General features: G+C 71.5%; 20 protein-coding genes. 11 read left to right on the top strand and 9 right to left on the bottom strand.

From position 1 onward, the window contains the following. Positions 1-134: 134 nt before the first annotated feature. Positions 135-722 carry a hypothetical protein gene (locus tag ACFRFC_RS05515; RefSeq protein WP_382683094.1) on the bottom strand — a complete coding sequence of 196 codons (588 nt, stop codon included), beginning with the start codon at positions 720-722 and terminating at the stop codon, positions 135-137. 242 nt (positions 723-964) lie between these two features. Here ACFRFC_RS05515 and ACFRFC_RS05520 point away from each other — a divergent pair, with 242 nt between their 5' ends. The 3 genes from ACFRFC_RS05520 (at position 965) to ACFRFC_RS05530 (ending at position 3,686) form a co-directional block, all read left to right on the top strand. Then, positions 965-1,888 carry an NADP-dependent oxidoreductase gene (locus ACFRFC_RS05520; RefSeq protein WP_382683092.1) on the top strand — a complete coding sequence of 308 codons (924 nt, stop codon included), beginning with the start codon at positions 965-967 and terminating at the stop codon, positions 1,886-1,888. Beyond that, positions 1,885-2,610, top strand: a complete 726-nt coding sequence (locus ACFRFC_RS05525) for a GNAT family N-acetyltransferase (RefSeq protein WP_382683090.1) — start codon at positions 1,885-1,887, stop codon at positions 2,608-2,610. The genes ACFRFC_RS05520 and ACFRFC_RS05525 overlap by 4 nt, the downstream gene beginning before the upstream one ends. A gap of 266 nt (positions 2,611-2,876) precedes the next feature. Then, positions 2,877-3,686, top strand: coding sequence for a putative protein N(5)-glutamine methyltransferase (locus tag ACFRFC_RS05530; RefSeq protein ID WP_382683087.1), 810 nt, complete (start codon positions 2,877-2,879; stop codon positions 3,684-3,686). A gap of 16 nt (positions 3,687-3,702) precedes the next feature. Here the strand turns inward: ACFRFC_RS05530 and ACFRFC_RS05535 are convergent, their stop codons facing one another. Next, positions 3,703-5,781 carry a SpoIIE family protein phosphatase gene (locus ACFRFC_RS05535; protein WP_382683086.1) on the bottom strand — a complete coding sequence of 693 codons (2,079 nt, stop codon included), beginning with the start codon at positions 5,779-5,781 and terminating at the stop codon, positions 3,703-3,705. Positions 5,782-6,130: 349 nt separating this feature from the next. On the opposite strand from ACFRFC_RS05535, the gene ACFRFC_RS05540 reads away from it, so the two are divergent. From ACFRFC_RS05540 to ACFRFC_RS05550, 3 genes are all read left to right on the top strand, one after another. Next, positions 6,131-6,505 (top strand): hypothetical protein, encoded by a 375-nt coding sequence (locus ACFRFC_RS05540; RefSeq protein ID WP_382683084.1) that lies wholly within the window; start codon positions 6,131-6,133, stop codon positions 6,503-6,505. Positions 6,506-6,606: 101 nt separating this feature from the next. Further along, a complete protein-coding gene (locus ACFRFC_RS05545; RefSeq protein WP_382683082.1) occupies positions 6,607-8,622 on the top strand; it encodes an FAD-dependent oxidoreductase in 2,016 nt (671 codons plus the stop codon). A 163-nt stretch (positions 8,623-8,785) separates the two neighbouring features. Further along, the gene (locus tag ACFRFC_RS05550; RefSeq protein WP_382683080.1) at positions 8,786-9,325 is read left to right on the top strand and encodes a PadR family transcriptional regulator; all 540 of its coding nucleotides are present in this window, start codon (positions 8,786-8,788) and stop codon (positions 9,323-9,325) included. A 13-nt stretch (positions 9,326-9,338) separates the two neighbouring features. On the opposite strand, the gene ACFRFC_RS05555 is transcribed toward ACFRFC_RS05550, so the two are convergent. After that, complete coding sequence (locus ACFRFC_RS05555) at positions 9,339-9,911, bottom strand: hypothetical protein (protein WP_382683077.1); 573 nt, start codon at positions 9,909-9,911, stop codon at positions 9,339-9,341. Positions 9,912-10,194: 283 nt separating this feature from the next. Continuing rightward, positions 10,195-11,184, bottom strand: a complete 990-nt coding sequence (locus tag ACFRFC_RS05560) for a fibronectin type III domain-containing protein (protein WP_382683075.1) — start codon at positions 11,182-11,184, stop codon at positions 10,195-10,197. 474 nt (positions 11,185-11,658) lie between these two features. Here ACFRFC_RS05560 and ACFRFC_RS05565 point away from each other — a divergent pair, with 474 nt between their 5' ends. After that, on the top strand, positions 11,659-12,363 hold the full coding sequence (locus tag ACFRFC_RS05565; protein ID WP_382683072.1) for a glycoside hydrolase family 75 protein: 705 nt from the start codon (positions 11,659-11,661) through the stop codon (positions 12,361-12,363). Between the two features lie 139 nt (positions 12,364-12,502). Here ACFRFC_RS05565 and ACFRFC_RS05570 read toward each other — a convergent pair whose 3' ends face one another. The 3 genes from ACFRFC_RS05570 to dhaK all read right to left on the bottom strand — a co-directional run bounded on the left by ACFRFC_RS05570 (position 12,503) and on the right by dhaK (position 14,677). After that, the gene (locus ACFRFC_RS05570) at positions 12,503-12,913 is read right to left on the bottom strand and encodes a PTS fructose transporter subunit IIA (protein ID WP_382683070.1); all 411 of its coding nucleotides are present in this window, start codon (positions 12,911-12,913) and stop codon (positions 12,503-12,505) included. Next, complete coding sequence (dhaL, locus tag ACFRFC_RS05575; protein ID WP_382683067.1) at positions 12,906-13,505, bottom strand: dihydroxyacetone kinase subunit DhaL; 600 nt, start codon at positions 13,503-13,505, stop codon at positions 12,906-12,908. The genes ACFRFC_RS05570 and dhaL overlap by 8 nt, the downstream gene beginning before the upstream one ends. Before the next feature lie 179 nt (positions 13,506-13,684). After that, positions 13,685-14,677, bottom strand: coding sequence for a dihydroxyacetone kinase subunit DhaK (gene dhaK, locus ACFRFC_RS05580; protein ID WP_382683064.1), 993 nt, complete (start codon positions 14,675-14,677; stop codon positions 13,685-13,687). Positions 14,678-15,900: 1,223 nt separating this feature from the next. Between dhaK and ACFRFC_RS05585 the strand changes: the two genes are divergently transcribed. From ACFRFC_RS05585 to ACFRFC_RS05600, 4 genes are all read left to right on the top strand, one after another. Beyond that, the gene (locus tag ACFRFC_RS05585; RefSeq protein WP_382683060.1) at positions 15,901-16,761 is read left to right on the top strand and encodes a DUF5655 domain-containing protein; all 861 of its coding nucleotides are present in this window, start codon (positions 15,901-15,903) and stop codon (positions 16,759-16,761) included. Between the two features lie 613 nt (positions 16,762-17,374). Continuing rightward, positions 17,375-17,641 carry a hypothetical protein gene (locus ACFRFC_RS05590; RefSeq protein ID WP_382683058.1) on the top strand — a complete coding sequence of 89 codons (267 nt, stop codon included), beginning with the start codon at positions 17,375-17,377 and terminating at the stop codon, positions 17,639-17,641. Positions 17,642-17,835: 194 nt separating this feature from the next. Beyond that, on the top strand, positions 17,836-18,315 hold the full coding sequence (locus tag ACFRFC_RS05595) for a hypothetical protein (RefSeq protein ID WP_382683056.1): 480 nt from the start codon (positions 17,836-17,838) through the stop codon (positions 18,313-18,315). Positions 18,316-18,480: 165 nt separating this feature from the next. After that, positions 18,481-19,305 carry an SAM-dependent methyltransferase gene (locus ACFRFC_RS05600; RefSeq protein WP_382683053.1) on the top strand — a complete coding sequence of 275 codons (825 nt, stop codon included), beginning with the start codon at positions 18,481-18,483 and terminating at the stop codon, positions 19,303-19,305. On the opposite strand, the gene ACFRFC_RS05605 is transcribed toward ACFRFC_RS05600, so the two are convergent. Further along, a complete protein-coding gene (locus tag ACFRFC_RS05605; protein ID WP_382683050.1) occupies positions 19,306-20,262 on the bottom strand; it encodes a helix-turn-helix domain-containing protein in 957 nt (318 codons plus the stop codon). Positions 20,263-20,349: 87 nt separating this feature from the next. Continuing rightward, on the bottom strand, positions 20,350-20,586 hold the full coding sequence (locus ACFRFC_RS05610; protein WP_382683047.1) for a DUF397 domain-containing protein: 237 nt from the start codon (positions 20,584-20,586) through the stop codon (positions 20,350-20,352). Positions 20,587-20,940: the final 354 nt, after the last annotated feature.

The following is a 20,940-nucleotide window of genomic DNA, read 5'->3' on the forward strand; positions in this document are numbered from 1 at the left end:
CCGCAGGGTGATCCGCCGGAGGCATGGGCCATACCGGCCCCGCACGGTGAGGGCCACCGCTCACCGGGGTGACCACCGGCATCACCGACCCCGCGCGCCACTCCCCCTGGGGGAGAGCGCCGCCGTCCCCCCGCTCAAGCCCACCGCCGAGTCCACTCCGGCTCTGTCCGGGCCCAGTCGCGTTCCCACTCCGACAGACGGTGGGCGAGGGCGATCCGGCGGACGGCGGACCAGCCGAGGAGGACCATCGCCGCGGTGCCGCCACTCGCGCAGACGCCCAGGGTGATCGCGTGCTGGACGACGATCGACGCGTCCGGCGGCGGGCCGACGCTGCGGTCCTGCCGGTCGAGCCACACCCGTACGGTGTCCCCGCGGTGGACGTCGGCCGGAACCCGCAGGGCCGTCGTCCCCGGCCGGCCGGACGGGTCCGTCCAGCGGACCGTCGCGCGGTAGGCGTCGGTCGTCGTACCGGTACCGATCGAGGGGAGCGCCCGCTGCGGGGCGGCGATCACCTCCGCGCGCACCAGATGCCGCTCCGCCCGCTGCGCCGCCACCGTCGCGTGGGCGTCGCCGTACGCCCACCAGCCCGTCGCGGCCCCTGCCAGCGGTGCACCGAGCAGCAGCAGCACGGCGACCACGACCAGGGCCCACGCCTCGATCACATCCGACCGGCGGCGCAGCGGACTGGACCGCCACCGCCAGCCACGCACCCGGGTTCGCATGTCGACCTCCTCGCCGTCACGCGTGCGAGTGGCTCTATGGAACTGGTACCCCGTACACCGCCGTTTTGCGCCCATAAGGGCGGACATATGGGGTGACTCAATCGGATCCCCCATCATTAAACGCGTATGAACACTCCCTCCGCCAGGGAATAGCTGGACCGCGATCCTCCTTGCCCGAGGTGCCCGATCCGGGGGCACCCGATCACCCGCCCCCGGCGACAGTGGAAAGAGTGGGAGTCATCATGCCCAAGGCATACGTCTTCACCCGGTACGGCGGTCCGGAGACCGAGGCGCTCGTCGACGTGGACCGGCCGGTCCCCGGCCCCGATGAGCTGCTGATCGCCGTGCGCGCGGCCGGGGTCAACCCGGTCGACTACAAGATCCGCAACGGCTATCGCGGCGCGGGCCAGTCGCCCGCCGAACTGCCGGCCGTCCTCGGCAGCGAGGTGTCCGGCGTGGTCGTGGAGACCGGCGCGGACGTCACCGGGTTCGCCGTCGGCGACGAGGTGTTCGGGGCGTCCTTCAGCGGCGGCTACGCCGAGTACGCCGTACTCCCGCAGGGCCAGAGCGCGCACAAGCCCGCCGCACTGTCCTTCGCCGCCGCCGCGACCCTCTCGGTGGCCGCCGCCACCGCCTACGACGGCATCCGGCAACTCGACCTGACCCCCGGCGCGACCCTGCTGGTGACCGGCGCGGGCGGCGGGGTGGGCGTGGCCGCCGTGCAGATCGCCCACGGCGCCGGACTGAAGGTGCTGGGCCTGGCCAGCGACGGCAAGAAGGAGCTGCTCACCTCCCTGGGCGTGATCCATGTGCCGTCCGGACCGGGCTGGCCCGAGCGGGTGCGGGCCGCCGCCCCCGACGGCCTGGACGGCATCTTCGACCTGGTCGGCGGCGAGGTGTTCGAGGACACCGCGAAGCTGACGGCCGACGGCACGAAACTGATCACCGCCGCGGCCCGGCCCCAGGAGGCCGAGCGGCTCGGCGGCGCCCGGGTGGCCCGCGCCCGCACCGGGGCCGTCCTGGAGGCGATCGCCGCCCTCGTGATCGACGGCACCCTGGACCCGCAGGTGACCGGGACGTTCCCGCTGGAGCGGGCCGGTGAGGCGCTGCGCGTGGTCGAGGAAGGGCACTCCCGAGGCAAGGTCGTGATCGAGGTGTCCCCGTGACCCGCGACGAACCCCCGCACATACTCGACAACCCGGCCCTCGCCTCGCTGACGGGCCCGCACGCCCACTTCGCGCAGCGCCGGGGCCGCATCCTGCGCTACCCGGTCGACGTCTCGCCCTGGCTCGCCCTGCCCGACGAGCTGGGCCCCGACGACTGGGCGGACCTCGTGGCGCTCGCCGGGCCGGACACCGAGATACCCCTCCTCGGCCACCAGGGGCCGGTCCCGGACGGCTGGGAGATCATCTTCCACGCGGACGGCGTCCAGCTCGTCGACGACGGTGTGGTCACCGCCCCCGACCCCGAGGCGATCGTCCTCGGCCCCGCCGACGTGCCCGAGATGACCGACCTGGTCGAGCGCACCAGGCCCGGCCCGTTCCTGCCCCGCACCATCGAGATGGGCACCTATCTCGGCATCCGCCGCGAGGGCCGGCTCGTCGCCATGGCGGGGGAGCGGCTGCATCCGCCGGGCTGGACCGAGATCAGCGCGGTCTGCACCGACCCGTCGGCCCGCGGCGAGGGCCTCGCCACCCGGCTGGTCCTCGCCGTCGCCCACGGCATCCGCGCCCGCGGCGAGGCCCCGTTCCTGCACACGGGCGCCGCGAACACGAACGCGATACGCCTCTACGAGCAGCTGGGCTTCCGGCTGCGCCGCACCACGGCCTTCATGGCGGCCCGCGCCCCGCAACCGACCGGCGAGGACCGGGCGATGGCCGTGTCCTGAACGGCGGGCGGTGCCCGCGACCCGGGGTGTTCCCTGTCCCGCCGAGGCCCCGGCCCGGCGGGCGAGGGGCCCGTGGGCGGCCGATCGAGCAGGTGTATGGTGGCCGTTCCGGCCGCGGGTGGACCCGGCCGTACGACCGAGGAGGTGAGACCCATCACCGCTGTGTCAGCCGGGGTGCTCACCTCTCGAACCGGCGCGGATCACCGGCCCTAGGGCGGTGGCCGCCGGGAGCGCCCTTCGTGTCGCGAAAGGCTCCCGCACTTCCCATGCTCCCCTCTTCCGCACCTTCTTCGCCTTCTCCGTCGCCCACCCCCGCGCAGGTCGTGAGCGCCCTGCGGGCCGCCGGCTGTGTGTTCGCCGAGGACGAGGCCGCGCTGATCCTCGCCGCCGCCCGCACCCCCGGTGAACTCGCCGGACTCGTCGAGCGGCGGGTGAGCGGGCTGCCCCTCGAACTCGTCGTCGGCTGGGCCGAGTTCCGGGGCCTGCGGATCGTCGTGGCCGCCGGCGTCTTCGTGCCGCGCCGCCGGACCGAGTTCCTGGTCGAACAGGCCCTCGCCCGGGTCCCGCACGCGCGCGTCGTGGTCGACCTGTGCTGCGGCTCGGGCGCGGTCGGCGCCGCCCTGGCATCCGCCCTCGACGGCGTCGAGCTGCACGCCGCCGACATCGACCCCGTCGCCGTGCGCTGCGCCCACCGCAATGTCGCCGCCCACCACGGCCGCGTCCACCGGGGCGACCTGTTCGCGGCGCTCCCCGGTGAACTGCGCGGCCGGGTCGGCATCCTGGCGGCCAATGTGCCCTACGTCCCCACCGGCGAGGTCGGACTGCTCCCGGCCGAGGCCCGCGACCATGAACCCCTGGCCGCGCTGGACGGCGGCACCGACGGGCTGGACGTGCTGCGCCGCGTCGCCGCCGGGGCCCCGCACTGGCTGGCCCCCGACGGCCGGCTGCTGACCGAGACCAGTGAGCGTCAGGCGCCGCTCGCGGTCGCCGCGTACACCCGCGCGGGACTCACCGCCGAGGTGGCCGTCTGCGCGGACACCGACGCGCATGTCGTGATCGGCGGCCTGCCCGGGTGAGCGTGCCGGGCGGCGCTCAGCCCGCCTCGCGGGCACGGGCGATGAGCACCGCCACGTCATCGTGGTTGTCCGTCTGGTGCAGGGTGCGCACCAGCAGGTCGCAGACCTCCTCCAGCGGGCGCGCGGGGTCCTCCAGCAGACCGAGCATGGTGTCGAGGCGCTCGTCGAGGGAGTGGCGGCGGGTCTCGACCAGGCCGTCCGTGTAGAGCACGAGCCGGTCGCCGGGCGCGAAGTCGAAGCTGGTGGTGGAGAACGCCACCCCGCCGACGCCGAGCGGCGCCCCGGTCGGCAGGTCCAGCAGCTCCGGCCGGCGCCCGACCCGGGTCCGCGCGGGCGGCAGATGCCCGGCGTTGGCGATCAGGCAGCGGCCGAGCGCCGGGTCGTGGACCGCGTACAGACAGGTGGCGATGGAGTGCTTCAGGCCCGTGGTGATCCGGTCGAGGTGCTCCAGGAGGACCGCGGGGTCGAGGCCGAGCGGCGCGAGGGTGGTGGTGGCGGTGCGCAGCCGGCCCATGGTGGCGGCGGCGCTGATCCCGCTGCCCATCACATCGCCGACGACCAGCGCGGTTCTGCCGCCCTCCAGCGGGATCACGTCGAACCAGTCGCCGCCCACCTCGGTGGTCGCGCCGGCCGGCTGGTAGCGGGAGGCCACCTCCAGGCCGCCGGTGACCGGCGGATGACTGGGCAGCAGGCTGCGCTGGAGGGTGAGGGCGGTGTCCCGGGCGTTCTGGTACCAGCGGGCATTGTCGATCTGCACGGCCGCGCGGGCCGCCAGCTCCCGGGCGAGCAGCACATCGTCCTCGCTGAACGGCAGCGGATTGCGGATGCGCTTGAGGTCCAGAGCGCCGAGCACCTCGCCGCGCGCGATCAGCGGCACGGCGAGATACGAGTGCACGCCCGCGCGCGAGAGCAGGAGCGCCGCCTCGGGGGAGCGGGCGATCCGCCGCAGATCGTCGTCGTTCACATGTGCCACCCGCACCGGCTGCCCGGTCCGGACGCACTCCGTGACCAGCCGGTCGGGCTGGTAGCGCGCCACCTGACCGGGCGGATCGGCCGCCGCCAGCGCGTCCCGCTCACCGTCCGCGCGCACCGCGAGCGCCCTGATCACCGCCGGTTCGGCCGGCCCCAGTCTGCTGCGGCGGCCCTCCATCACCGCGTCCAGCACCTCCACCGCCGCGATGTCGGCCAGCTCCGGGACGGCCACATCGGCCAGTTCCCGGGCCGTGCGGTCCACATCCAGCGTGGTGCCGATCCGCGCCGAGGCGTCCGCGATCACCGCGAGCCGCCGCCGGGCCGCCTCCGCCTCCACGCCCGCCCGGTGCCGCTCGGTGATGTCGACCAGCGACAGCGCCACGCCGAGCGCCGTGCCCACCGCGTCCTGGAGCCGGTACAGCGACGCCGTCCAGACGTGGTCCTCGTCCGGATCGGCGGGCGTACGGCCGGTGACGGACCGGTCGATGACCGGGCGGCCGGTGGCCAGCACCCGGCGGGCCGCGGTCTCCAGCCCGTCGGCGTCCAGCAGCGGCAGCACCTCGCGCAGGGTCCGTCCCAGATGCGCCTCGGCCGGGACGCCGTCCATCAGCTCCAGCGCCGGGTTCACCGAGACATGGCGCAAGGTGGTGTCCAGGACGGCGATGCCGATGGGCGACTGGTCGACGACCTGCGCCGACAGCGCCACGTCCCGCTCCAGCCGCCGTACCGTGCTCTGGTCGGCGGCGAGGCCGAGGGCGAACACCTCACCGCGGTCGTCCGTCAGCCGCATGTTGCGGAACTCCACCAGCCGGGTGCGGCCGTCCTTGTGCCGCACCGGGAAGGCGCCCGCCCAGCCCTCGCCGGTGGCCATCACGTCCGCGAAGAGCCTCACCACCAGGTCCAGATGCTGCTCGTGGACCATCACCTGGGCGGCGTACCGGCCGAGCGCCTCCCGCGCGGAGTAGCCGAACAGCTCCTCGGCCTGCGGGCTCCACAGCACGATGCGCCCCTCGGTGTCCAGCACCACCGAGGCCACGCCCAGCACGTCCAGCAGCCCGCTGGGCCGCCCCGTACCGCGGCCCGGTTCGTCATCTCCGGTGACCGCCGACCCTCGTGCACCCATCACGCACCGCCCTGGCCCTGTGTCACGGCACGTGACTTCCCCCGTGCCGGCTCCCCTGTCGTAGCGCGCCCCACCCTTTCGTTCGAGCCTCCTCGGCGTTGTCTCCACCATCCCTCACCACAGCGGCGCCCGTCCCGCGATCCGCCGGGCACCCGACACCAGCGAAGCACACCGGGCACGGGCGGCCGGGGGCGGCGGACCGGTGGCACCGAGCGCCTCGGTGGTGTTCTGCCCGCGCCGGTGCTTACCTGGACAGGGGGCCCGGCCCTCCGCGGCCAGTACCAGGGCCGCGGCCGGCTGCCCGAAGGAAGCCGAGGGTCACCCGGCCAAGGGAAGGAGAGCGGTCGCGATGAACGCAGCGGCCTCGCATCCGGAATCCGTCTCCGTCGAGATCAGCGGGTGCAGCAAGGAAGACGCCCGGGTGGTGTTCGACACCCTCCGCGCGTGCTTCACCTCCGACCGGCGCGCCGACGACGTACCGCAGGAACTCCATGAGACCCGGCCCGCGGTCTGGCTCGGCACCTTCGACGTGGCCGACGCCCACCAGGACCCGGCGGCGGCGCCGGACCGGCTGGTGGCGTCCGTGACGGCGGACGTGCAGGGCGGCTACTGGGCGATCGACCGGTTCCGTACGACGTTGCACTCCCTGTTCGCCGTACGGGAACTGTCCACCGCGTCCGGCGACCAGGAGCGTGAGCTGCACGTGCTGCTGGAGAACCGCTGAGAGCGGCGGATACCGGCGATTGTTTTGCAACTAGTTGCATAAACCGTGTGCGGTCCTCTACAACTGACCGGGAGGGCATGACACCGCGCACGGAGGGGCCCATGAGCCGTTACCCGCATCTGCTGAGCCCGCTCGACCTGGGCTTCACCACCCTGCCCAATCGCGTCCTCATGGGCTCGATGCACGTAGGACTGGAGGAGATCGAGGGCGGCTTCACCCGCATGGCGGAGTTCTACGCCGCCCGGGCGCGCGGGGGAGTGGGCCTGATCGTCACCGGGGGCATCGCGCCCAACGAGGAGGGGCGGCCCCGGGCGGGCGGCGCCAAACTCACCACCGCGGCGGAGGCGGTGGAGCACCGCGAGATCACCGACGCCGTGCACCGCGCGGGCGGCCGGATCGCGATGCAGATCCTGCACTTCGGCCGCTACGCCCACCACCCCCGCCTGGTCGCCCCCAGCCCGCTCCGGGCGCCCATCAGCCCCCACCCGCCGCGCGAGCTGACCGACGCGGACATCGAGCGGACCATCGACGACTACGTCCGCGCCGCCCGCCTCGCCCGCACGGCCGGCTACGACGGGGTCGAGATCATGGGCTCCGAGGGCTATCTCATCAATGAGTTCATCGCCCGGCGGACCAACCACCGCACCGACCGCTGGGGCGGCTCGTACGGCAACCGGATCCGCTTCCCCGTCGAGATCGTCCGGCGGGTGCGCCAGGCCGTCGGCGCGGACTTCATCGTCATCTACCGGCTGTCCATGCTCGACCTGGTACCCGACGGCTCCACCCTGGACGAGGTGATCACCCTCGGCCGGGCCGTCGCGACGGCCGGGGCGACCCTGATCAACACCGGCATCGGCTGGCACGAGGCCCGTATCCCCACCATCGCCACGTCCGTGCCGCGCGGCGCCTACACCTGGGTCACCCAGCGCCTGATGGGCGAGGTGCCGGTGCCGCTCATCACCACCAACCGCATCAACACCCCGGAACTCGCCGAGGAACTCCTCGCCGACGGCCGCGCGGACATGGTGTCCATGGCCCGCCCGATGCTCGCCGACCCGGACTTCGTGGCGAAAGCGGCGGCCGGGACGCCCGAGGCCATCAACACCTGCATCGGCTGCAACCAGGCGTGCCTGGACCACACCTTCAGCGGGCGGATCACATCCTGCCTGGTCAATCCGCGCGCCTGCCACGAGACCGAGCTGGTGCCGGCGCCGATCCGGCGGCGCAGACGCGTCGCGGTCGTCGGCGCCGGTCCGGCCGGCCTCGCCTGCGCGGCCGGGGCCGCCGAACGCGGCCACGACGTCACCCTCTTCGACGCGGCGGGCGAGATCGGCGGGCAGCTCAACGTGGCCCGCAAGGTCCCCGGCAAACGCGAGTTCGACGAGACCCTGCGCTACTTCCGCCACCAGCTGGACGCCCACGGCGTGGACATCCGCCTCGGCACCCACGTCACCGCCGCCGATCTCACCGGCTACGACGAGGTGGTGGTCGCCACCGGGGTCACCCCGCGCATCCCCGACATCCCCGGCGTCGGCCACCCCAGCGTCGTCGGCTACCTCGACGTACTGCGCGACGGCGTCCCCGTCGGCGGCCGGGTGGCGATCCTCGGCGCGGGCGGCATCGGCTTCGACGTCGCCGAGTTCCTGACCGACACCGGCGACAAGGCGAGCGAGCACCCGGAAACCTACTTCCGCCACTGGGGCGTCGACCCGGCCTACACCTTTGCGGGCGGCCTCACCACCCCCGACCGCCCCACCCCGCCCCGCACGGTCCACCTGCTCCAGCGCAAGCCCACCAAGGTCGGCGCCGGGCTCGGCAGGACCACCGGCTGGATCCACCGCACCGAGCTGAAGCACCGAGGCGTCACCATGCTCCCGGGTGTGCGCTACGACCGCATCGACGACGCCGGACTCCACCTCACCGTCGGCGCGAAGAGCACGGTCCTGGAGGTCGACACGGTGGTCCTGTGCACCGGCCAGGACCCACGCCGAGACCTGTACGAGGCCCTGCTCGCCACCGGCCACCGCCCCCACCTCATCGGCGGCGCCCACACCGCCGCCGAACTGGACGCCAAGCGCGCGATCAGACAGGGGACGGAGGTCGCGGCGGGGTTGTGAGGGGGCCTCCGGCCGCGCCTGGGGTGCCCTGGGGCCTGTGCGCAGAGGTACGCGCGCCTCGCGGTGCCTGGGCGTTCTGCGCGTGGCCCGGCGTCCGTCCGAAGGGCGGCCCGGGGCGTCGGGACCCCGCAGCGGCACCCGGCGCCGTCCCTAGGATGACCGCATGTCACTCCCGCACGCGATCCTCACCGCCCTGCTCGAAAAGCCGTCCTCGGGGCTCGAACTGACTCGGCGGTTCGACAGGTCGATCGGCTACTTCTGGTCGGCGACGCATCAGCAGATCTATCGCGAGCTGGGAAAACTGGAGACCGAGGGGCTGATCCGGGCGCTGCCCGGCGAGCAGCCGGCCCGCGGCCAGAAGAAGTCCTACGAGGTACTGCCCGCCGGCCGCGCCGAACTCGCCCGCTGGACCGCCGCGCCCCAGGACCCCAGGCCGATGCGCGACCCCCTGCTGCTGCGGCTGCGGGCGTCGGCCGTGGTCGGCACGGACGGTCTGGAGGCCGACCTGCGCCGCCATCTGGAACTGCATCAGGGCGTGCTGGCGCGGTACGCGCAGATCGAGGAGCGGGACTTCCCGCCGGACAAGGACACCGCCCAGGACCGGCTCCAGCATCTGGTCCTGCGCGCGGGCATCGACCTGGAGACCTTCTGGACGCGGTGGCTGACGCACGCGCTGGAGGAACTGGAGGGCCTTCCCCGGTGATCCGGCTGTCCGTTCAGAGCCGGTACGGCTTCGACCGCCTGCGCAGGAACCAGCCCGCCGCGATCGCCCCGGCGCCCACCAGCACCCCGCCCGCGACCAGCGTCAGCGTCCCGTAGTTCTTGATGCCGCCGCCGACGCCGCCCAGCACCCCGCGCGGCGAGGCGGAGGCGGAAGGGGAAGCCGGGGCCGAGGCGGCGGCCGAGGAGGTCGCCGAGATGGTCGGTGACGCCGGGGCGGAGACGATCACCGACTGGGTGCCCGCGGTGTTGCCGCCCGCGCACACGACGGCGACCGTGTAGGTGCCGGGCGTGACATTGGACCAGGCGGCCGACTGGAGGTTCGACGTGCCGGTGAGGGCGATCTGACGGCCCTGGGCGAAGTTCGTCTGGGCGCTGTTGATCAGCGAGGCATTGCCCCAGCTGCCGCTCATCTGGGTGCACACGGCGGTGGTGACCGACACCGAGGACCCCGAGGTGCTCACGGAGATCCCGCTTGCGGCGGCGGCCGGCCCGGCGGCCAGGGCGAGCGGCACGGCGGCGGCGGTCACGAGCGGGCCGGAGCGCAGGAGTTGCCGGCGGATGCGCATGGGTCTGTCCTCCAGTGGCACGGTCGGCGGTACATCCCTAGCGCCGCCAGGTCGGAAAACGCCCGTGCGCCTCACAGGCAGCCAATGCCGCCCGGCCGCCGCCCGCACTCCGGCCGCACCCGGGCAGGTGACGGATTCCGCCGTCCGGGCCATCCGCGCCCTCAGCGCCCTCTGCGCCCTCAGCGCTCTCCACGATGCCGCCCGCCGCCGATCCACGCCGGGGAGGGCCGATCGCCCGCCCCGGATCACCGTCCAGGACCGGCGCCCCGGACCAGCACCCCCCTCAGGACTCCCCGTCGTCCTCCCCGGTGATCACCGTCCGCTCCGGCGAGTACCCGCCCCACGTCCCGTCCGGCAGCTTGGCCCGCAGCCGCACCTTGTGCGTCTCACCGGCCTTCTCCCCGATGTAGAAGCTGTAGGTCGACAGCCCCTCGGGCGGCTTGGCGCCCCACACGAGCGAGGTCGTGGACTCTCCGTCGAGCTGGATCTGGTACTCGGAGATCACCCCGTCCACCGCGGGCGGCATCCAGGTCAGCGACAGGTTGTAGGCCCCGTCGACCAGCCGCGTGGTCGCGGTGAAGTCGGTGGGCGCGGTGCCCTGCCCGCTGTCGTCCCCGGCCGCCGTGGTCAGCCGTACGGCGTTCCCGGCGGGCGAGACATTGTCCGCCGCGTCCCGCGCCTTGATCGTGAAGGAGTAGTCCGTGCTCGGCCGTAGCCCGGTGACCACGGCCGCGGTCTGGGTCCCGCTCACACTGTGGATCTTTGTATCGCCCTGGAAGATGTCGTACGACACCACCTTCTGGTCGTCTGTCGACGCTCCCCACTGCAGCTGCACCGCCTGGCTCCCCGTCACCTGGCCGCTGGTCGTGCCGGGTCGGGTGGGCGGGGAGTCGTCGGCGGGACCGGCCGCCGGGGTGGTCGCCTCGACCTGAATGCTGGGGTCGCTGAGCCGCCCCTCGGCGTCGCGGGCGCGGACGGTGAAGGTGTAGGTGGTCGAGGGCTTGAGCTGCACGACGTCCACCATGTGCTCGTCGGCGTCGACCTCCTTGACCTTGGTCGAGCCCTGGTAGATCTCGTACTCCGTGACGGGGGGTTCGGCCGACACCTCGTTCCACATCACATGCACGCTGGTCGCGCTGCCGGCGTCGGCGGTGACCCCGGCCGGTGCCCCGGGTGGGCTTTCACCGCTCTCCGCCGCACCGCCCCAGGCGCAGGAGGTCACGAGCAGGAGGGTGCCGCAGATGAACACGGCGGGAACGGGGGCGCGTCGCACGGTGATGCCTCCCAGGGCGGCTGCAATGGTCCGGACCAATTCTGCGCGCCTGGCGGGATCACATCAAGGGGGGAATGCCCTCGCGGTCGGCGTCCCGGCGGCGTCCGGGCCGCGTCCGGGCACTGTTGGTGAGCATCGCCCGGAGTTACGTATGCTGAAGCCCCTCACGGCCGAACTCTCCCAAAGAGCGGGGGAGTTCACGCCGATGGCGCGGACCGCTGTCGTCGCTGTCACCGCGCCGGCGCGGGCGGCCGGGGGCCGGAGCCGATACGGGCTCGGGCCCCCGCCCCCTGTCGCCCCGGAGAATGTCGCCCCGGAAAAATCCTCCCCCAGGCACGTCGACCCGCCGCGCGGACCCGCCGACACGCGTGACACGCCGGAGGTGCACCGTCCGGCCCCCGTTAGTGGCCTCGTGATCGGAAAGGGCGTCAGATAGGGCTGAGTGTCCGTCAGATCCGAGGAGAGGCCCCTATCGTGCGTGTCCAGTCGCTGACCCTCGCCGTGGCGAGTGCCGCCCTGCTCGCCCCGACGACATCCCCCACCGCCACGGCGTCCGTGTCCGGCCCACCCCCGCGGCACGTCCCGGCGGCACCGGGCGAGGACGCGGTCTCCGCCGCCGCCCTGCTCGCCCGGGTACGCGACTGCACGCCCGTCTCCCGGGGCCGCTACCGCACCGACGGCGGCACCCGCGCCCGTGTCCCGGTCTGCGGCACCCAGGGCGCCGTGTTCTGGAAGGCGGACATGGACATCGACTGCGACGGGCGGGCGGGCCGCCACTGCAACGCCCGTACCGACCCGTACTTCTCGCCCCACACCGCCTTCCAGCAGTCCGACGGACAGGCCCTGAACTCCGAGGAACTGCCCTACGTCGTCGTACCCGTGCCGAGCCGGATCTGGGACCACGGCGACGACGGGGTGCGGGCCGGGACCGTCGCCGCCGTCGTCTACCGCGACCGGGTGCGCTACGCCGTGGTCGGCGACCGGGGACCGCGCGACCTCATCGGCGAGGCTTCCTACGCCACCGCCCGGCAGCTGGGCATCGACCCCGACCCCCGGCACGGCGGCACCGCGTCCGGGGTGACCTACATCCTGTTCAAGGACTCCACCGTCACCCCGATCGAGGACCACCCGGCAGCGGTCCGGGAGGGCGAGCGGCTGGCGCGCGAGTTCGTCGGCTGACGTGCCGCGCGCGAGCGCTCGTGCGGTGAGCGTGACGGCGGGGCGGGGAGGAAGAGCGCCCGCACGAGGACGGGTGCTCGTACGGCGACGGGTGCTCGTACGGTGACGGTGCCCGTACGGTGACGCCCCGCCGCCCCGGTCACACCTTGCGGTAGGTGTACGCGTCCGCCGCCGCCGCCTCCACCGCCGCCAGATCGGCACCGGCCGCGGCCGTCACGACCGCGGCCACCGCGCCCTCGACGAACGGGGCGTCCAGGAGCCGGGTGCCGGGCGGCAGTTCGTCGCCCTCGGCCAGCAGCGCCTTGACCGTGAGGACCGCGCTGCCGAGGTCCGTGAGCACGCCCACCCCGGCCCCCCGGTCCACCGCCACCGCCGCGGCGGTGATCAGCTCGGCGCTGGTGCCGAGCCCGCCGCCCTCGACGCCGCCCGCGGGCGCGACCGGCACCCGCGCGCCGCCGCCCGCGAGCGCCTGCGCCAGCGCGGCGACGGACGCGGCCACCTCGGCGCTGTGCGACACCAGCACGATCCCCACCAGGCCGTCGTCACTCACCGTGGGCCTCCGCGAGGGCCGCGACCAGCAGCGCCGACGAGGTGGCGCCCGGATCCTGGTGGCCGATGCTGCGCTCGCCGAGATAGCTCGCCCGGCCCTTGCGCGCCTGGAGCGGCGTGGTCGCCACCGCGCCCTCCTCGGCCGCCGTACGCGCCGCCGCGAAGGACGTGCCGAGCGCGTCCACCGCCGGAACCAGCGCGTCGATCATCGTCTTGTCGCCCGGCGCGGCCCCGCCCAGCGTCATCACCGCCTCCACGCCGGTGCGCAATGCCTGCGCCAGTTGCTCCTCGCTCACCTCGGGCGCGTCGCCGAGGGCCTTGCCGGTGCGCCGCAGCAGCGTGCCGTACAGCGGGCCCGAGGCGCCGCCCACCTTCGAGATGAGCTGCTTCGCCGACAGCATCAGCACCGCGCCCGGGGTGTCCGGCGCCTCCTGCTCCAGCGCGGCCGACACCGCCGTGAACCCGCGCTGCATGTTGCTGCCGTGGTCGGCGTCCCCGATCGGCGAGTCGAGGGCGGTGAGCCGCTCCGCCTCACGCGCCATGGACGCGGCCGTGACCGTCATCCAGCGGCGGAAGAAATCGGCGTCGAGCACTGGAACTCCTTGCGTGGTAGGTACGTTCACCGGGCGCGGTGCCGCCCGGAGGAGGACGTGTTCCCGTCGGGGGACGGGAGTATGGCGCCGCCAGGGACGGGAGCGCGACGCCGCCCGGGACGGGAATCCGGCGTCGCCCGGGACGGCAGGCGGCGCCGCCCGGACGGAGTGCGGTCCCGTCACCTGCCCCAGCGCAGCCCCGGGGTGCTCACCGGTGCGTCCCACAGCCGCAGCAGTTCCCCGTCGGCCTGGCACAGCGTCACCGAGGCGCCCGCCATGTCCAGCGAGGTGACGTAGTTGCCGACGAGCGTGCGGGCGACGGCGACCCCGCGCCGGCTCAGCACCCGCTGCACCTCCGCGTTGAAGCCGTACAGCTCCAGCAGCGGCGTGGCGCCCATGCCGTTGACCAGGACCAGCACCGGGTTGCGCGGACTCATGTCGTCCAGGATCGCGTGCACCGCGAAGTCGGCGATCTCCCCGGACGTCATCATCGCCCGCCGCTCCCGGCCGGGCTCGCCGTGGATGCCGATGCCCAGCTCCAGCTCACCGGCCGGCAGATCGAAGGTGGGAGTGCCCTTGGCGGGTGTGGTGACGGAGCTGAGCGCGACCCCGAAGCTGCGGGAGTTCTCGTTCACCTGCCGCGCGATCGCCTCCACCCGCTCCAGCGGCTGTCCCTCGTCGGCGGCGGCACCCGCGATCTTCTCCACGAACAGCGTCGCCCCGGTCCCGCGCCGCCCCGCCGTGTACAGGCTGTCCGTGACCGCCACATCGTCGTTGACCAGCACCTTCGCGACCTGGATGCCCTCGTCCTCGGCGAGTTCCGCGGCCATGTCGAAGTTGAGCACGTCGCCGGTGTAGTTCTTCACGATGAACAGCACACCCGCCCCGCTGTCCACCGCGGCCGCGGCCCGCACCATCTGATCGGGCACCGGCGAGGTGAACACCTCCCCCGGACAGGCCGCCGAGAGCATCCCCGGCCCCACGAACCCACCGTGCAACGGCTCATGCCCCGACCCACCCCCGGAAACCAGCCCCACCTTCCCGGCCACGGGCGCGTCCCGCCGCACGATCACCCGGTTCTCGACATCGACGGTCAGCTCGGGATGCGCGGCGGCCATTCCCCGCAGGGCGTCGGCCACCACGGTCTCGGGGACGTTGATGAGCATCCTCATGGGTACCTCCTGGGAAGGATAGCAAACGGGTTGGCTGCCTGCATTTTTGCTGGTCAGCGCGGGCTTGGATCGTTCGTGATCTTGGCGGCCCGTGGCGACCTGAAGCGGGTTCTGGCGGTACAGATGCTGACTCAATGCTGACTTCAGTGACGGTCCATCAGGTAGATCGGATGGTCGGGTGGGCGCCTGCTGGGCTGCTCTTGTCGGCAGTATCGGCCTTGCGGAAGTGAAGGGCACGCGCAAGAGCGCCATCGGCGCGGCGCCCGGGCCCCTAATCAGGATGCATTCGTTTGCGGCTGGGCGCCGCCGTCTATGAGTGCACAGAGACTCACCCGAACCGGATGTGTGGCAAGCGGCTGTCTCCACCGACCGTGACGTACGTCCCCTTAACCCTCAAAGCCGCCCCGGAACACGCCGTCCGCGAGTGCGAGCTACCATGCAACGTCCGCGCCGCTCTCTATCGCTCGCAGCGGCCGAGGCGCGGCACTTCCTCGAAGCTGCGAGGACCGAACGACTGCACGCACATCACGAATTCACCGTCACTCCGGAATCGGCGCATATGATGATCCATCAGGTTTGGTGAGTTGAGCTTCTTCGTACGGCCCGGGTCGATGCCCAGGACCCAGTCCACGACAAGAGCTCTTGGCGGGACGTGCTGTTCGATGGCTTTGCGGCGCTGGTCACTGCCACAGCGCACGGCGTGAGCGGACTGATGGTGCGGTTGGCAGGAGGGAGTGGTGTAGGCGTATGTCCGTCCTGCGGCCGGGGGCGCGGGTGTACGACCGCTTGCAGAATCTTCCGCTGGCCGGGCGCGCCTTGGGGGGGCCTGCTGGCCGTGCGGCGCTTCGTGTGCGTCGACCCGGGTTGCTCCCTGCGTACATTCGTTGAGCAGGTATTGGGGCTGACCAAGCCCGTGCGTGCGGTGCACTGACCGGCTGGGCGGGCTGCTAGGCCGAGTCGCGCTTGAGTTGGCGGGCCGCGCAGGTCTCCGGATGGCTACTGCTGTGGGGTTGACCGGGTCGGATGGGGCTGTTGAACCATGTCCGGGCGATGCCTGACCCGTTGTGCGGCTCCGGAGTATGTTCAGAGTGCGACGCTTTGCGTCATCAGGGAAGGGGTGCATGGGGGGCGCGAAATAATTCAGCCTCCATCCCTCGTTGCGCCAGGGTGATGATCTCTGATAGGGGGCGACGAGGCTGAGGTTGTTCAGTACGAGGGGCGGAGTGACGGAGGTCCTGCCATGTCTGGCGGAGGCTGAGGCGGATGTCCAGGGTCTGGTCGAGGCCCATATGGAGACCATGCTCGGGGTGCGGTTCCTGGCTAGCGAGTACAGCACAGGTCCTGTCCACGGCGGGCGGATCGACTCGCTGGGGCTGGACGAGAACGGGGCGCCGGTGGTCGTCGAGTACAAGCGGGCGACCGACGCGGGGGTGATCCACCAGGGGCTGTACTACCTGTCCTGGCTGGTGGACCACCGTGACGAGTTCCAGCGGCTGGTCCGCGACCGGCTCGGCGCCAGGGCTGCGGCCGGGGTCCTGTGGAGCGGTCCCCGGGTGATCTGCGTGGCCGGTGATTTCACCCGGTACGACGTCCACGCCGTGCGGGAGCACCGCCGGAGTATCGATCTCGTCCGCTACCGGCTCTACGGCGACGGCCACATCGCGCTGGAGACCATCGCCTCCGTCCACGGGCGCGCTGCCGGAGCCCGCCGCCGGACGAACGCTAGCGCGAGCGGCCCGTCGCCCTCCGGGAGCGGGACGGCTGCGGCGGGGATGTCCGACCTGGCCGACGCGCTGGGCGAGGTGCTGCTCGGCCTGGGCGGTGATGTCGCCGCGGTCCAGCGCAAGCAGTACACGGCCTACCGGCGGCTGAGGAACTTCGTCTGCGTTCCGCCGGTGCGGCACGCCAAGATCCTCGCGTATGCCAAGGTCGACCCGAAGGAGGTCGATCTTGTGCCCGGATTCACGCGGGACGTTACGGGCCTGGGCCATCACGGCACCGGTGACCTGGAGGTCCAGTTGCGGTCCGAGCGTGACCTGGAGCGAGCTGCCGACCTGTTCCGCCTGGCCTACGCAGGGGCGTAGCCGCCGCGGATACCGGGTGGCTCTGTGGCTGGTCGCAGGTGTGGTGTGTGTGCGGCGTGGCGGGCGCCTTTCGTTGGCGGGTACGTGTCCGGTGGCGGTGGAGTGGTCAATTGTCCAGCGGTTCTCCGATTCTGCGAACCGGGGAACCGCTGCTTCTGCGCCGGAATCCGGAGAGCGGCTTCGGAGGGTCTGTTGTAGTGCCAGGTTCGTCCTGACTCTGCCCTGAGGTCGGCCTCTGTGTGGGTGTGTGTGGAATGGGATTTTCAGGGCCGAGCGAGTGCGAGGTGGGGTTTCCCCCCGAAAGAGTGGCAGCCAGGCGGAGCGTGAGGGGGATTCTCACACGAGGTGACTTTCCTCCGACCGTGATTGATCGGGTTTGACCGCGTGGTGCCGCTTGCGGCGGCTCATTGATCCCCGTGTGTTTGTTTCCGGTCATTTCTCCCCGGAGTGGCGGGAGTTCCCGGTTCCGTTTTCACGATTGTCATCTCCTGCTGCTGCCGGTGTGAGGGCACTAGCGTGCGATCGGCACGGAAAAGGCCCCGAGTTGGTTTGGCGCTCGCGTCGGGGCCTTCCCTTCGTGCTTTCTCATCCGACGCACCAGGGAGGTACGAAGTTGAAGCAGCACGTTCAGCGGGGGCTGGCCCGCCTTGTTCCGGCGGCGCCCCGGGGGAGCATTCCTCTGCCGGCGCTCCTGCAAACGGCCGTGACGGGCGTCCTTCTGCTCAGTTTCCGGTTCGGGTCGGTACTGGCGGTGGCGGTCGCGGTTGGGGCTGTCGTCTGGCCGGGGGCGCTGAGTCCGGAGGTCCAGATGATGGTGGTGGTCACGGCGTGGGCTGACCGCAGCGCCGTTTCCTTTGTCAGGATCCGCTACGCCTGCTGATCTGCAGGCAGGTGGCAGCTCGTGCCCGGCCGCGAGGTCCCGCAAGCCGGGATGCGGATGGGGGCGCGAGCTGCCTGCGGTGGTGGGCGGCCCCGACTCTTCTTCCGCCCGTGCCGATGGCCCTTCCGCGCTGCACCGTGACCGTGGCTTCGTGTCCGCAGGTGCATCTTCTGAGCCCCGTGGAGTGGAACGACATGCCCAAGCGCCCATATCCTGGCAGGTCGCGCACCAGCCGGGGGCTTCCCGACCTCAGGTCCATACCGGCCGATCTCCCGCTGGCGGAGCCGGCGAGCGACCCCCTTGCCTACGCGGCCTTCTGCAACGAGCACTGGACGGTCTACTGCCGCTTCGGCAGCGCGGTCGTCGGCTCGCCGCGCCGGGGACGCGAACTCGCCCGCGCCGCTCTGCGTGAGGTGGCCGCGCACTGGATGGTCATCCTGGGCAGCGCCTCAGCCGATGCCGCAGCCTGGGACCTCCTGTCACGCACGTGTGCGGCCCGGCGGACGGAGCCGGTGGGCCGGCTGCACCGCGTGCTCGGCCGCAGGGAGGCCGACGCACTGGTCCTGCGCCACAAGGTCGGACTGACGGCTTGGCAGGCGGGACGTGCCATGGGTCTTTCGGAGGCCGATTTCGGGCTGCTCTACAGCCGGGCTCTGCTGGGACTGAATGTCTGAATATGCCATAGTCAAATTCAGACCGGAGTGCGCCGGAGCATCCGGGGTATTGGCCCGCGGCTGATTTGATTCGGCGGTGCGTCGCCCGTTGGTGGCTGCGGGTAGCACAGGGATGAACAACTCTCCTAGCATGGCTCCCACCGTCGGGAGCCCGCGTCACCGCAGGTGGGCGCGGCGTGCGAGCGTGGGGAGTGCCTCATCGTTGACCTCAGCAGGCCAAGTGTTGCCAGAATGTACGACTACCTCCTGGGCGGCACGGACAATTATCAGGTGGACCGGGTTGCTTGCCAGGAATTGCTGGATCTTGCCCCGAGCACACGCGATTTAGCGCTGGCGAACCGCGCTTATCTTGTCCGCGCTGTCAGATATCTCGCCCGCGAGCACGGGGTGCGCCGGTTCCTCGACCACGGCTCGGGCCTGCCGACCCGGCCGAATGTCCACCAGGTCGCGCAGGAGGTCGACCCGTCCAGCGAAGTCGTGTACATCGACAACGATCCGATCGTTCTCGGTCACGGGCGCATGATGCTGGCCGAGGATCCGGAGACGACGGCCGTTCTGGACGCCGACATGCGGAACACCTCCGATATCTTCGAGAGCGCGGAGGTCAGACGGCTGCTGCGTGACTCCCAGCCGGTGGCGGCCCTGTTCGTGAGTGTGCTGCACTGCATCGATGACGACGACGACCCGTGGGCGCTGGTCGACAGGGTCGCCGGCTTGCTGCCGCCGGGGAGTTACGTGGTGATCTCGCAACTGGCGAGCGAAGACCCTGGCGTGCGTGACCAGCTGACCCAGTTCATGCGGGGGGCCACGAACGGACAGTGGGGCCGGGTCCGGTCGATAGAAGCCGTCGAGCGCTACTTCCACGGCCTGGAGGTACTGGAGTCCGACGGTCCGGTGGAGGTGTCGCACTGGCTGCCCGACAGTGACCTCGCACCGCGTCAGAGCAGCACGGAATGGATCGAGTACGGCGCTGTGGCACGCATAAGGTGACTACGGCCCGCCGTCCCCGGTGGCGGAGAGGCCCTCGATGCAGTCCTGGAGGCAGTCCTGGGTCTTCTCCTTCGAGTACGCCTTCGCCCACCACTCCTCGATGGACGCCTGGAACGTCTCCAGGTCGTCGCCGTCGGCGTACAGGGTGCCGCCCCGGTTCATGTCTTCGAGGTAGACCGTGCGCCCGGAGGCGCTGTCGTGCGGCTTGTACAGCGTCATGGCGGGGTGAGCGGGATTCCTGGACCGCAGGGCCGACTCCGGCAGGATGCGGATGTGCACGTGGGGCTTGTTCTCGGAGATGCTGAACAGGTGACGCAACTGTTCACGCATCACGTTCCTGCCGCCGAGTTCCTTCCGCACGGCCTGTTCGGCGATCAGAGCGCTGAACTCCGGGGCGTCGGGCTGGTCGAGGAGGTGCTGGCGGCGCAGGCGCAGCTCCAGCCGCCGTTCGACGGTTGCGAGGTTCTCCGCCCGTTTCTTCGGATCGGGGTGGGTGCCGTAGAAATCGGTCATGACAGCGCGTGCGTAGCCCGCGGTCTGGAGCATTCCGGGGATGAGGATCTGATGGCAGGTCGTGATCACTTTGGAATCGGCGTCGAGGGCGAACAGGGATTCCATGATGGTGCCAGCGACGTCGGAGTAGCTCGTCCACCATCGTGTATCGCACGGCTGCCGCAACAGCATCTCCACTTCCTCACGGATCTCGGGAGGAGCCTGGTAGAAGTCCAGCAGCATGCGAACCCGTTCCGGCTTGGGGATCCGTTTGGGCATTTCGATCCGATGCAGGGTGGCCAGAGACCCCACCTGCGGGATCTCCCGCACGACGTCCTTCAGGAGAAGCCCGGAACGGCTACGCAGATGCCGCAGCACAGCGCCGATGAGCTGTGCCGCGGCTTGCGGCGTCGCCGGGGGCAACTGCCCCTCCTGGCCGACGAGCGCCAGAATGTGCCTGGACATCTGAACTCCTTGCGATCAACGGCGGTCCCGCCGCTCGCCCAGGATTGACCGGCCCCCGCTCCAGGAGCAAGTGCCCCCTACTCCTTTTCAGACACGCAGGTTGCTGAACTCCCCTTTTGACGCCCCTTCCGTGAACGCCTCCCACTCGGCCAGAGTGTAGATGAGGGCCGGTCCGTCCGGGTGCCGCGAGTTGCGGACAGCAAATTCATCCTCGCCGATCCTCGCTACTTCGACGCAGTCGTTCTTCGCGTCACTGGCCGTGGCCTTCTGCCACCGTGCACCGGCGATCCGGCTGGCCGCCACTCCGTTTTCCCACTGGCTCATCCCGTGTCCGCCTTCCCGTCCTGGCCAGCGGTGACGTGTCACCGCCGGTCCGCCTGAGTGGGAGTACACCCGCCTTGTTTTCATCTCGGAGTGAGATTTTCATGCGAGCGTGAGAATGATCTCCACCTTGGGTCACGTTCAAGCCTTTGCGGTGTCCCTCGAAGGGGTGCTCTTGGCCGCCGGGGAGGATTTGTAAGATCAAATGAAGAAGAGTGTGGGGGTGGGGTCTGTGTGGCGGAGAATGGCCGGACATCCACCCGTGGCGAATTGTTGTGGGAGTTGTGAATCGGCTTGAAGCGACAAGGGAGGAGAGGGTTCGCTGCCTGAGCGACCCAACACTCGGTCGGCAGGCGG

This window comes from Streptomyces sp. NPDC056734 (assembly GCF_042790455.1).
Lineage (GTDB): Bacteria > Actinomycetota > Actinomycetes > Streptomycetales > Streptomycetaceae > Streptomyces.